The sequence below is a fragment of the Paenirhodobacter sp. genome, assembly GCF_047600745.1.
Taxonomy (GTDB): domain Bacteria; phylum Pseudomonadota; class Alphaproteobacteria; order Rhodobacterales; family Rhodobacteraceae; genus Rhodobacter.
The window spans coordinates 44436-56421 of record NZ_JASGKI010000004.1 but is presented as its reverse complement, the minus strand read 5'-3'; the positions used below and the strand labels follow the sequence as shown (position 1 = coordinate 56421).

Below are 11986 nucleotides of genomic sequence, written 5' to 3'. Positions count from 1 at the left end.
CTCCTCTGCTCTCGACGGTCCTGCCTCAGGCGATTTCGACGGTGTATTTCTCGATCACGGTATTGGCGAGCAGCTTCTCGCACATCGCCTTCACCTCCGCCTCGGCGGCGGCACGGTCGGTCGCCGTCAGGTCGAGGTCGATCACCTTGCCCTGCCGCACCGCATCGACCCCCTGGAACCCCAGATGCCCGAGCGCGTGGCGCACGGCCTCGCCCTGCGGATCGAGAACGCCATCCTTCAGCATGACATGGACGCGGGCTTTCATCGGCATATCTCCCCGGACTCCGGCGCGCGCGCGCCGCGTGAACGCTTGCGCCCATGTAACCCGAAGACCCCCGCCAGACAAGGCGCGAAACGGCCCGCTTCGCGAGGAAACCACACCCGCCGGAGCGCTGTCACCCGTAGAACAGCGCCAGCCGGTGGCCGTCTATCTCGCGCACCTGAATATCCATGTCGTAGATCTCGCGCAGCGCTTCGGAGGTGATGACAGTTTCGGGCGGCCCCTGATGCACGACCCGGCCCGCGCGCATGGCGACGATATGATCCGAATAGCGCGAGGCGAAGTTGATGTCGTGCATCACCATCACCACGGTCTTGCCCAGTTCCGACGACGCCCGGCGCAGCAGTTTCATCATCCCGGCAGCGTGCTTCATATCGAGGTTGTTCAGCGGCTCGTCCAGCAGCACATAATCCGTGTCCTGACACAGCACCATCGCGACAAAGGCCCGCTGCCGCTGCCCGCCCGACAGCTCGTCCAGAAAGCGGTCGCGCAGATCGGTGAGCGTGAGGTAGTCCATCGCCCGGTCGACATGGGCCTTGTCCTCGACCGTCAGCCGCCCCCGGCTGTGCGGATAGCGGCCGAAGGCCACCAGATCCGCCACCGTCAGCCGCGCGGTCATGTGGTTGTCCTGCCGCAGGATCGACAGCCGCCGCGCCAGCACCGCGCCCGGCGTGGTGGCAACGTCCAGCCCGTCCACCGTAACCTTGCCGCTGTCGGCCTGTGACAGGCGGCTGATGATCGACAGCAGGCTGGACTTCCCCGCCCCGTTCGGCCCGATGATCGAGGTCACCCCGCCCGCGGGCAGCGTCACCGTCACGTCATCGACGACCGGCACCACGCCGTAGCGCTTGTTGACATGGCTCGTGACGATCATCTGGCGGCCCCCCTTATGATCAGGAAGATGAAGGTGATCCCGCCGATGAATTCGATGATGATCGACAGGGCGGTGTCAAAGGCAAAGACCCGCTCCATCAGCGTCTGCCCGCCCACAAGGCAGATCACCGCCAAAAGCACCGCCGCCGGCAGGATGTAGCGATGCCGGCTGGTCCCCACCAGCCCATGCGCAAGGCTCGCGACCAGAAGGCCGAAGAAGGTCACCGGCCCGACCAGCGCGGTGGAGACCGCGACCAGCACGGAGATGATCAGCAGCAGAACGATCACCACGCGCCGGTAATCCACCCCGAGGCTGATCGCCTGCGCCCGGCCAAGGGCGAGAATGTCGAAGCAATGCCCCATCCGCCACAGCACCAGCCCCAGCACCGCCACGATGCCCCAGGACAGGCCAAGCAGCGTCGGGTCGATGGTGGAGAAGCTGGCGAAAAAGCTGTCCTGCAACACCTGAAAGGCGTTCGGGTCCAGCAGCCGCTGCATGAACCCCGACAGGCTGCGGAAGAACACGCCGAAGACGATGCCGATCAGCACCACCAGATGCAGGCTGCGTTCCTCGCCCAGAAACAGCCAGCGGAACAGCAGGCCCGCAAAGCCCACCATCAGCACGACCTCAAGCCCGAAGCGCAGATGCGGATCCATCAGCGCAAACACCCCGGTGCCGAGAAAGAACATGATCGAGGTCTGCACCAGGATGAACAGCGCATCGAACCCCATGATCGAGGGTGTCAGGATCCGGTTGTTCGTCACCGTCTGGAACAGCACCGTGGACACCGCGACCGAACAGGCGACGAGCAGCAGCCCCGCGAGCTTCTGCCCCCGGAAGTGCAGCACGAAGCCCCAGTTGCCGCGCACGCCGAGCGTCATGAAACAGATGACACTGGCCAGCGCCAGCACCGTAAGCACCAGCAGGACAAGACGCGGACGGTCAGGCATGCGACCGCCTCCGCAGCAGGAGCACGATGAACACGCCGCTGCCGATCACGCCGACGACCACGCTGATCGGGACTTCGTAGGGGTAGCGCACCAGCCGCCCGATGATGTCCCCCGCCAGAACAAAGGCCGCGCCGCCCACGGCGACCCATGGCACCGCGCGGCGCATGTTGTCGCCGATCATCAGGCTGACCACATTCGGCACCACCAGCCCGAGGAACGGGATCGAGCCGACGGACACCAGACAGACCGCCGCAATCACCGAAACGATGCCACGGCCCAGCACCATCAGCCGCTGGTAGTTCAGCCCGAGGTTGGTCGTGAACTCCCGCCCCATCCCCGCCACAGTGAAGCGGTCGGCGGCGAGCGCGGCGACCAGCGTGCAGGCGAGCCCGAGCCACAACAGCTCATACCGTCCGCGCAGCACACCCGAGAAATCCCCCATGCTCCAGGCCAGAACCGAGGGCAGCAGCCCGTAGCGATAGGCGATGAACGAGGTTACCGCCCCGATCACCCCGGCCAGCATGATACCGACCAGCGGCACCAGAACAACCTCGCGCAGCGGCACGAACCGCAACAGGCGCAGGAACAGCAGCGTGCCCAGAAAGGCGAACCCCGCCGCCACCCCCATCTTTGCCATCACCGGCCAGCCGGGCGCGAGCAGCGTGACGATCAGGAACCCCAGCATCGCGGATTCGGTCGTGCCGGTGGTCGAGGGTTCGACAAAGCGGTTGCGCACGATCATCTGCATCACCAGCCCGGCAATGCCCAGCGACGAGCCCGCCAGCATGATCGCCAGTGTCCGGGGAATGCGGCTGATCATCAGCACCTGCGCCGCCCTGTCCTCGCCCGCGAGGAGCGTGGCAAAGGACATGTCGGCGGCGCCGATGGTCAGGCTGATCCCCGCCAGAACGGCGGTCAGGACGATGCCGAAGGCAAGCGAATACACCGGCTCACTTCGTGCTGAAGGCGTCGGTCACCTGATCCAACAGCAGCATCAGCGCGCCATAGCCGTTCATCGTCACATAGGAAGCGGCCGGGTCCAGATAGACCACCCGGTCGTTCTTCCAGAAATTCGTCTGATGGATCAGGTCGTTGTCCAAGAGCTTCTGCGCGGATGCGCCGCCCGTGCCGACCCCCGCATCCCGGTCAACCACGAACAGCCAGTCCGGATTGGTCTTCAGCAGATATTCAAAGGTGATCGCATCGCCGCCATGGTCGCGGTCATCCACCGTATCGAAGACCGAAGGCACGTCCAGCGTGTTGTAAAGCCACGACACCCGCGATTTCGGGCCGTAGACGCCGATCTTGCCGCCATTCGTCACGATCACCAGCGCGGTGCCCTTGCCTGCCGCCGCGGCCTTCGCCTGCGCGACCTTGGCATCGAGCGACGCCTTCAGCGTCTCCGCCTGTTCCTCGCGGCCGAAGACCTTGCCCAGCATGGTGAGGTTGGCCTTCGCCCCGTCGATCACCGCGCCATTGTCCACCGACACGTCGATCACCGGCACCAGTTGCGACAGCGTGGCATAGGATTTGCGCGACCGCGCGCCGATGATCACCAGATCCGGGCCCGCCGCCGCGATCGCCTCGACATCCGGTTCCTGCAACGAGCCGATGCGCGTCATGTCATCCGTCACCTTCGCCGCCAGATAGCCCGGCGGGGCCGAACCCGGCACCCCGGCAACCGGCACGCCCAGCGAGGTCAGATCGTCGAACGCCGCCCAATCCGTCACCATGACGGTCTGCGGCACCGCCTTCAGAACCGTTTCACCCTGAGCATGGGTAACGGCAATGTCCGCCAGTGCGGCACTGCTCAGCAGATGCACGGCTGTGAGCGCGAAAACGAAGGGCTTTATCATCGGAAATCACCATCAATAGCTTGAGGGAACCTGTCATGGGCCGTTCTGTAATTCAGGCAGCACCAGCGGTCAATAAATCTTGACCAAATTTGTAAAAATACAGCCAGAATGAAGGCAATAAATTTTCCCGCATATTCAATGCCATAAACGCCAAGAAATCCCGCAGAACCGTTCTGCGGGATGGCTTTGTCCTGCCCGGGATCTGATCCACCGTTTTTCGGTGTCGCAACTTCCGGCGGCTGTAGCAACATGTAGTCGTGGCTGCATCCGACCGTGGAAAACCGGCGCCGTGGTGCCTTTCCTGCTCCGGCGAAGCGGCATAACCTTGCGCAAAAGGCATCGCGGAGCGGGAATGGCGTTGTTTAGAATCACGGCCCATCTGGACACCCCTCTGTGTCTGGGAAAGACCTATCTGACGCTCGATGCGGTGCTATATGGGATATTGTCCGAAATCCGGGATCTGTGGGGCATCGAAACGGATCCGCTCGGGGAAATCCCACTGGCGCGGGAGAACGGTCTGTTTCGCGCAAGCCGCGCCTATTTCAACAATCCGGTGCATTACGCCGCGATAAAGACCGGGGGGATCCGGCTTGCGAAGGATCTGGCGGAGGCGCCGCTGTTCCTGCACCCCGTGCGCGGGCGGTATCACAAGGTCAGCACGGTGAAAGGGCCGACGAAGGCCCATCTGACCCGGTATCAGTGCATCGCCGCGGAATCGGTGTCATGGATCGCCGAAGGGGATGCGTCGCGCGCCCGGCGCCTGCTGGAAACCGCCGGGAGCATCGGCGCCCGGCGCAGGGACGGGCATGGCGCCTTGGGCCGGATCGAGATCGAACCGGCCGAGGGGCTTTGCCCCCTGATCGACGAAACGGGCGAAGTCCGGCGCCCGATCCCGGTACGGCTGTCGACGCGGGCGCTGTCGCTGACTGCGGTGGAGACATGGCGCCCGCCCTATTGGGACATCTCCGGCGCCGAAGACTGCTACGTCCCCCGGCCCGCCTGAGCGGCAGAGGGAAGGCCGGGGGGACCGGCCTCCGTCGACCCCGGCCCGGAGGCGGGGCTGCTCTGCTTGGTGATGATATTCATCACGCCGCCGTTTTCGACCCCCACCCAAAGGCCGGGGCTGCTGCGTCCCGGCACCATCGCCTGTTCCGGATGCGATTGCAACCACCCTGCCCCGGCCTGAAAACGGGGCGCCGCGCTTGCCACCTTCCGGAACCGCCCGGGCACCGCGTTCAGCATCGCCCCCGACCAGGGCCGGGGCTGATCCAGCAAAAGCATGTCGGCCTCCTGCTGATTGAGCGGCCAGCGCGGATCCCCGATCCAGATCGTGACGCTATCGTCCTGTGCCCGGATGCCGCGCCCGATCCCCTGCCGCAGCCGCCGCCGCGCCTCGGCCAGCCGTCGGCCGAAAATCGTGGCGCGGCCCGCCCTTTCGCCGCCGGTCACCTGCGCCAGATAGCGTTGCAGAACGGTGTCCTCGAAGCTCTGCGGCCGGATCGGAAAGCGCGGGATGACCACATGGGCGATGGCATGGGGCAGGCTCACCCCCTCCCACGCCGAAGCGGACAGCCAGACCGCATCCGGCTTCGCCAGGAACCGGGCAATAGCCAGGTTCATCGGCAGGCCGGGAAGCTGTGCGACCAGCCGGGGATCGTCCGGGGTGAACAACCGCGACATGGCCAGAACGTCGCGCGTGGCAGGCAACAGGACAAGACAGCGCCCGCCCGCGCGGCTGGCGGCCTCGATCATCGCCTTCCAATAGCGCAGGGCGGCCTCCGCAACCTGCGCCGTGTCGGCATCGCCCCCCGGCGCAAAGGCCGCCGGAGCCGCAAGCGCGGGCCGCACGAACCGCAGGGTGCCGAACCGCTCCGGCGCGATCTGGGCGCAGCAGGCGGCATCGACCTTCTCCGCCGCGAAGCCGCATCCGGCAATGAACCCCGCCATCGCGCGGCGCGCATCGGTATCTTCGCCCTGCGCCAGCGTCGAAAGGGTGGCCGAGGTGAACAGCAGCCCGCCGACCGGCGCCGCCGGTTCCGACCACAGCCGCTTTGCGATGATCCGCGCCGCCCCCTCCGCAATGGTCGCAATCCCCGGATAGCGCCGGACCGGCGAATGACAGATCACGGTTCGGGCCAGATCGCCCTGTTCCGCCCGCCGCAGGATCCGCTCCAGCGCGATACCATAGGTGTCGAGGGCCGCAATATCGTCGCACAGCGCCGCCGGAGGATCCCGCGTCAGATGCGCGATCTGGCCCCGCAGATCCCGGATCACGCCCAGCACCACGCCCTGCTCCGGTTGGGTCAGGCTGTTGAGGGGAATGACCTCCCGGTTGCCCCAGCGGGGGGACAGAACGGCATCAAGGCGGGTGATCGCCTCCGCAATCGCCGTATCGGCCCGCCCACCCGCAAGGCTGTGCAGCCGGTGCAGCGGCACGGCGGAGCGGGTCATGTCCTCGACGATCTGCGGCAGGCGGTCGGCCTCGTCCACGACGACATGGGCCACCCGCTCCCCGTCCCAGAGGAACGGCCGGATCAGATGCCGCGCCAGAAGGTGATGGTTGACGACAAGGACATCCGCCTCGGCGCATTCGTCCATAAGCCGCTGAAACAGCGCCCCGGCGGCATCGCTTTCGGGCGTCAGGCCGATGAGGTCCGCCGAAAGCCAGGGATGCGGCGCGCTCAGCCGGTCCGAAAACGCCGACAGGAGTGCGGAGCGCATCGGCAGCTCACCCCGCGCCAGCGCCGTTTCACACCAGCCGATCATGTCATCGGCCAAGAGCCGGTCGCCCGCCGTGCCCAGGTCCGTGACCGCGGTCTCCAGCGCCTCCGGATCTATCACCTGCCGACGGCCAACGCGCATCGCCGCGCGCAGCCGCCTGCCGGTCGCGCGGGCAAAGGCGTCCAGCGCAACGGGCAGGTCGGCGTCCATGATCTGCCGCTGCAAGGCGACATTGGCGGTCGAAATCACCACGACGGGCCGCACCTGTGCCCCGCGCCAGGCATGGTTCAGCATCGGCACCAGATAGCCGAGCGTCTTGCCCACGCCGGTCTCAGTGTCAATGAACGCCGGGCGCCCGGCGGCAAGGCACTCCGTCAGATGGCGGGCATAGGCCTGTTGCGCGGGCCGGGGCGCCGGGTCCATCCCCCTTGCGCGCAGGGCATCGGCCAGCGGGCCTTCGGGGCCGAACCACAGCGAAGCCATCACCCGATTTCCGAAGCCAGACGGAAATCGAACGCGCCGCTCCGGAACGCCTCCCGGAATGCCGCCATGAACCCGGCAAGCCGTTCGGGCACGCCCGACAGACCGGCGATCGGTTCGGCGGTCATCGTGCCCAGCGGAAGGGCCTGCGCCTGCCCGACGGAAAAGGGATCGCCCGCCCCGGCGGGAGACAGCCAGAGGTCATATTCCCCACGCAGCAGCCCATAGCCGAGGCTTTCATGCTGCCCCAGGGCCGGTTTGCTCCGCATCCAGTGGTTCATGGCGGCAAGGAACAACCCCGCCTCCGCCTCGGTCACCGCCGTCAGCATCATCCGGTGCCGCATCCGGACGCCCACAGGCATCGCCTCATGCAGCAGCGGCATCGAGACCGGGTTCGTGCTCATGAGCCCCGCCGCTTCCTCGCACCGAACAAGGTCGGCAAGCTCGGCCTCAAGCCGGGCCACCTCCTCCGGGCCGCCCCCCTTGCGCGCGGCGCGCAGCGTGGCGTTCAGGTCGCGCATGGCCTTCTTGTATCGGGTCCGGGCCGCGTTCGCATCGGCCATCGCATGCCATTGTTCCGCCGCATCGGCATCCAGCCGTTCAAACAGCATCCCGTCGCGGCGCCCGTCATCGGATCTGGCGCCGCCGATCAGATCGGTCTCGACCGGCCCTTCGGGGATGGCGTCGCCGATCGCCGCCCGGCCCGTCATCCAGGGCGACCCCGCGCCGAACAACGCCAGAACCGGGTTCTTTTCGCGCAGGGTGATCCGGAGTTGCACGTCGAAGGCGGCTTCGGAGTCGCTGCCCTTGATGCCGCCGATCGCATTCTGGTGCCATTGCGCCAGCGGCATCCGCTCTCCGCTCAGGATCCGCACCACCTCGACCGCGGAGCGGCGCAGCCGGCCGCGCAGGGTCGATCCCGGAACGACCGGCCTGCTGTCGCGCAACCCGTCACGATAGAGCGTCCTGCGGCTGATCCGGCGGTATTTGCCGCCATTGGCGCGGGTCACCTCCTCCGCGCCGGGGGCGATCACGCAAAACGGCGACAGGGTTTCCAGACTGCCCTCCAGCCGAATATCCCAAAGCCCGCTCATACCCGGTCCTCGCTGTTGATGACGCCGATCAGACCGAACCCATAGGCCTTGGCCGCGCCGATGCCCGTGGTCAGGAGCCCCCGCAGCGCCGGTTCATCCGTCACCCTCCCCGACAGGGAAATCCGGCCATAAGCCCGGCCGAACCGCGCGCGCCCACGCTCCATATGCGCAATGCCGATATCGGGATCGACGGCATAGCCGCTCAGGTCGATAGCCGCGGCAAAGACATCGCGGTAGCGCGCCAACCCCGCCATAACCCGGTCGTGCAGATCGGTTTCCGCATGGAACACCCGCGCTTTCATCGCCACCCAGGCCGCCGCCTCGATCCGCTGTCCCACCCGAAGCACCGGCGCCGCCAGTTCCGCAACCAGCCCGCGCGCGGGCTCCGGCGCCGGGCCGGCGCAGCTTCGCACCCGGATCCACGGTCCCTCCGCGATCAGCGGATCCGGCGAAAACAGGTAGCGCGGATGACCCTCGGCGCATCTGTCCCCGAACAGCGCGGCAACGGCGTTTTTCAGCGCGGTGCGCTGCGACAGGTCGAGCCCCGCCGGAACGCGCAGGATATAATCCCTCATGCCGCGATCTTCCCGCGCGGCCGGGTCTGTGCCGTGAACGCCGCCAGCCGGGCGAGAAAGCCGCTCGCACTGCCCGGAAAGCCGCGCAGCAGCGCCGGATCGGTTTTCAGCCGCCCGAGGGCAAGCCGGGCCTCGGCGCCGCCGATCAATCCCATCCGGAACTGGCGCGCGATCTCATGGCTCCGCAGCAGGTCGGCGGCATTGGCGCCGGTCAGGGCGAACCAGTCGGCGGCCTCCAGAAAGCGGCGACGTTCGACCAGAACGACATGCTCGCCCTCGAACAGCGCCGCCGCCCCGCCGAAAACGATGAGATCTTGCGAAGTGGTCAGCTTCCAATGCGCCGCATCGCCGCCGGAAAGCCCGGCAGAAGCCGCCAGGAACGGGGGCCGGGGCGGGTTCACGATGACATCGACGATCCAGTCCCACCGCTTCCGGCTATGCGTGGGCTGAAGGGAAACCTGCGGCGGCAGATCGGCCTCCGGACGCACCGGCGCCCAGGCCCGGGCCCAGTCCTCACAGATCAGGAACCGCGCCGGTTCGGACCCGCCCATCCGGGCCGTGACCTTGCGCGCCGGATCGGCATGGGGATAGCGACGCATCAGCGCCCTGGACCAATCGGCGGCATCGGGCGCCAGAAACCGGCCGAAATGACGAAACCAGAAGCCGGTCGCGTCGTTCAATGCGTATCCCCGCGTTCGCGCGCCGGGCCTGTCTTCAATATCCGAAAGTCGTTCCATTCCGCGTCGGCGTCTTTGATCCGCTCACTCCGGCCCGGCATCGCCCCGGCCTCTCCGCCCGCAGCAGCAACATGGAAGAATGTAGCAGTAAAGCCGCCGCTTCGGATCTCATTCCTCGTCGGGGTCCGTCGGCATGAGCTGACGGCCCGACCGCAGCGCCTGCCGCAGATGCTCCAGCCGCGCCAGCGATGCGAGTGCACGATCCGACTCCCCCGCCGCCAGACCGAGAAGGAGCATCTCAAGACAGAAGACCGTCACGCCATGCAGCGCAAACCGATCGTTCTTGCCCCTCGGCACGGCAAGGACGACATCGGCCCGGCCCGCCAGTTCCCCCTGCGCGGTGTCGCTGATCAGGATCACGGGCAGCCGCAGCCGCCGCGCCTCGGCCAGGGTCACCCCGGCTTCCTTGTAAAGGGGACCGTAGGCCATCATGATGAGGGCATCGCCGGGCGCGAATTCAAGCAACTGATCCGCCAGTTCCGCCCCTGTCCGGTTGATCACCTGCTGCGGCTTCCCCTTGCGCCGGAGCCTCGCGGCGAAATATTCGGCGATATGCGCGGTCGGGCCGATTCCGAATACGAAGACCCTCTGCGCATCATGCAGGGCGGACAGTGCCTTCATCAGGTTTTCGCGGAAATCCGGCGCGCGCAGCGCCTCCAGCCCCGCCGCATAGACATCCAGCAGATCGTCAACCACCGCGTCGATCCGCGTCACCGCATCGTCGAGGGTGCGCTTGAGATTATCAGCCGGAGTGGTCCGCTGTCCGAGGCTCGCCGCCAGTTCGCGGCGCAACTCCTGCAACCCCGAAAAGCCCAATGCCTGCACCGCGCGCACGACCGTCGCGTCGGAGGTTCCCACCGCCCGCGCGATCTCGATCGCCGAGGAGGCCAGAACCGAGAGCCGGTTGGCGTCGATATAACCGGCCACGCGCTGAAACGCCGGGGACAGGCGGTCACGGCGGCGTTCATACCTGTCGGTGAACAGATCACGCGCCTTGCTGGCCGGTTTTCGTCTTGCGGGCTCCATGGGCGGGTAGAATATCCTGTTACCTTGGTAGCAATCACTACCCGACGGGCGCGCAAAAGTAAACGCTACATCGTCACGGCGAAGCGCTGCGCGATCCGCTGCAACCGGGGATCCGCCTGCCCCGCCAGCGCGGCGGCCAGCGCCCGCCAATAGCCCGGGAAGCCAGTGGCAAGCGACGCCTCGAACCACGCCGCCGCCGCATCCACCTGCCCCTCGGCCAGCGCCAGCCGCCCAAGGTTGAACTGCGCCCAGCAATCGCCGCCCTCGGCCCCGGCCACGAAAAACCGCCGCGCCTGAGCCGGATCGGCGGGGGTGCCGCGGCCTTCCTCGTGACACATCCCGATCATGTTCAGCGCTTTGACGACCCCGGCGGCGGCGGCCTGCGTGTAACAGGCATAGGCCGCGGCATCGTCCTGCGGCACGCCCGCGCCGCGCAGATAAAGGTCACCCAGGTTGAAATGCGCCCAACCGCTGCCCGCCGCCGCCGCGCGCCGATAAAAGCCCGCCGCCTGTTCCGGCGCGGGCGGCAGGCCGTTCCAGCCCTGCTCCGACATCCGCCCCAGCATGTTCAGTGCCCGCGCGTCATGGGCGCGGGCGGCTGCGGCGAAGGACTCCCAAGCCGCAGCCCCGTCCCCCGCATCAAGCAGCATCTGCCCAAGGGCAAGCTGCGCCTCGGCCCGGACGGTCACAGTTCCGCCCACATCCGGCACAGGTTATGGTAATGGCTGACCAGCCGCTGCACCGCCTCGCTGTCGTCGCCGTTCATCGCCCGCACCTGCCGGATCGCGGTGTCGAGGTTGTAGAGCATGGCGCGCTTCTCGTCCTCGCGCACCATCGACTGCGCCCAGAAGAACGAGGCCCAGCGGCTGCCGCGCGTCACCGGCGTCACGCTGTGCAGGCTGGACGACGGATAGACCACCATATGCCCGGCGGGCAGCTTCACCCGCTGCGTGCCGTAGGTGTCCTGCACCAGCAATTCGCCGCCGTCATATTCCTCCGGCCCGGTCAGGAAGATCGTTGTCGAGACATCGGCCCGCATCCGCATCCCCCCGGTGCCCGGAACGGTGCGGATCGCATTGTCGGTGTGCATGCCGAAGGTCATGCCCTCGTCATAGCGGTTGAACATCGGCGGCAGCACCCGGAACGGCAGCACGGCGGAATTGTAGATCTCGCTGCGTGCCAGCGCCCGCAGGACGATCTCGCCCAGGTCGCGGGCCTCGTCGCTGTCCACGGGGATTTGCAGGTTGCGCTTGGCCTGCACCGCCAGATCGCCCGCCGTCAGCCGCCCGTCCGCCCAGGGCGACGCCTCCAGCCGCCGGCGGCAATGGGCAACCTCCTCGGGGGTCAGGACATCGGGAACATGGATCAGCATGAGGGCCTCGTGATATGCAAA

The 11986-nt window shown here is 67.1% G+C and carries 14 protein-coding genes; 1 reads left to right on the top strand and 13 read right to left on the bottom strand.

What is annotated here, in order from left to right:
- Window positions 1-25: 25 nt before the first annotated feature.
- From purS to QM789_RS08820, 6 genes are all read right to left on the bottom strand, one after another.
- A complete protein-coding gene (gene purS, locus QM789_RS08845) occupies window positions 26-265 on the bottom strand; it encodes a phosphoribosylformylglycinamidine synthase subunit PurS (protein WP_420351558.1) in 240 nt (79 codons plus the stop codon).
- Window positions 266-395: 130 nt separating this feature from the next.
- A complete protein-coding gene (locus QM789_RS08840) occupies window positions 396-1154 on the bottom strand; it encodes an ABC transporter ATP-binding protein (RefSeq protein WP_420351557.1) in 759 nt (252 codons plus the stop codon).
- Window positions 1151-2104 (bottom strand): iron chelate uptake ABC transporter family permease subunit, encoded by a 954-nt coding sequence (locus QM789_RS08835; protein WP_420351556.1) that lies wholly within the window; start codon window positions 2102-2104, stop codon window positions 1151-1153. The genes QM789_RS08840 and QM789_RS08835 overlap by 4 nt, the downstream gene beginning before the upstream one ends.
- The gene (locus QM789_RS08830) at window positions 2097-3050 is read right to left on the bottom strand and encodes an ABC transporter permease (protein ID WP_420351555.1); all 954 of its coding nucleotides are present in this window, start codon (window positions 3048-3050) and stop codon (window positions 2097-2099) included. The genes QM789_RS08835 and QM789_RS08830 overlap by 8 nt, the downstream gene beginning before the upstream one ends.
- Before the next feature lie 4 nt (window positions 3051-3054).
- Window positions 3055-3960: a siderophore ABC transporter substrate-binding protein gene (locus QM789_RS08825; protein WP_420351554.1), complete on the bottom strand. Its 906-nt coding sequence runs from the start codon at window positions 3958-3960 to the stop codon at window positions 3055-3057.
- On the bottom strand, window positions 3957-4211 hold the full coding sequence (locus QM789_RS08820) for a hypothetical protein (RefSeq protein ID WP_420351553.1): 255 nt from the start codon (window positions 4209-4211) through the stop codon (window positions 3957-3959). Before QM789_RS08820 ends, QM789_RS08825 begins: the two co-directional genes overlap by 4 nt.
- Before the next feature lie 101 nt (window positions 4212-4312).
- On the opposite strand from QM789_RS08820, the gene QM789_RS08815 reads away from it, so the two are divergent.
- Window positions 4313-4963, top strand: a complete 651-nt coding sequence (locus QM789_RS08815; protein WP_420351552.1) for a hypothetical protein — start codon at window positions 4313-4315, stop codon at window positions 4961-4963.
- Here the strand turns inward: QM789_RS08815 and QM789_RS08810 are convergent.
- The 7 genes from QM789_RS08810 to QM789_RS08780 form a co-directional block, all read right to left on the bottom strand.
- Window positions 4942-7164 (bottom strand): helicase C-terminal domain-containing protein, encoded by a 2223-nt coding sequence (locus QM789_RS08810; RefSeq protein ID WP_420351551.1) that lies wholly within the window; start codon window positions 7162-7164, stop codon window positions 4942-4944. The two genes, QM789_RS08815 and QM789_RS08810, sit on opposite strands and share 22 nt — an antisense overlap.
- Window positions 7164-8255, bottom strand: coding sequence for a hypothetical protein (locus QM789_RS08805; protein WP_420351550.1), 1092 nt, complete (start codon window positions 8253-8255; stop codon window positions 7164-7166). The genes QM789_RS08810 and QM789_RS08805 overlap by 1 nt, the downstream gene beginning before the upstream one ends.
- The gene (locus QM789_RS08800) at window positions 8252-8830 is read right to left on the bottom strand and encodes a type I-E CRISPR-associated protein Cas6/Cse3/CasE (RefSeq protein WP_420351549.1); all 579 of its coding nucleotides are present in this window, start codon (window positions 8828-8830) and stop codon (window positions 8252-8254) included. Before QM789_RS08800 ends, QM789_RS08805 begins: the two co-directional genes overlap by 4 nt.
- A complete protein-coding gene (locus QM789_RS08795) occupies window positions 8827-9510 on the bottom strand; it encodes a hypothetical protein (RefSeq protein ID WP_420351548.1) in 684 nt (227 codons plus the stop codon). Before QM789_RS08795 ends, QM789_RS08800 begins: the two co-directional genes overlap by 4 nt.
- Window positions 9511-9675: 165 nt before the next feature.
- The gene (locus QM789_RS08790) at window positions 9676-10593 is read right to left on the bottom strand and encodes a MurR/RpiR family transcriptional regulator (RefSeq protein WP_420351547.1); all 918 of its coding nucleotides are present in this window, start codon (window positions 10591-10593) and stop codon (window positions 9676-9678) included.
- A gap of 65 nt (window positions 10594-10658) precedes the next feature.
- The gene (locus tag QM789_RS08785) at window positions 10659-11282 is read right to left on the bottom strand and encodes a tetratricopeptide repeat protein (RefSeq protein ID WP_420351546.1); all 624 of its coding nucleotides are present in this window, start codon (window positions 11280-11282) and stop codon (window positions 10659-10661) included.
- Window positions 11279-11965, bottom strand: coding sequence for a Fe2+-dependent dioxygenase (locus QM789_RS08780; protein WP_420351545.1), 687 nt, complete (start codon window positions 11963-11965; stop codon window positions 11279-11281). The genes QM789_RS08785 and QM789_RS08780 overlap by 4 nt, the downstream gene beginning before the upstream one ends.
- Between the last annotated feature and the right edge of the window lie 21 nt (window positions 11966-11986).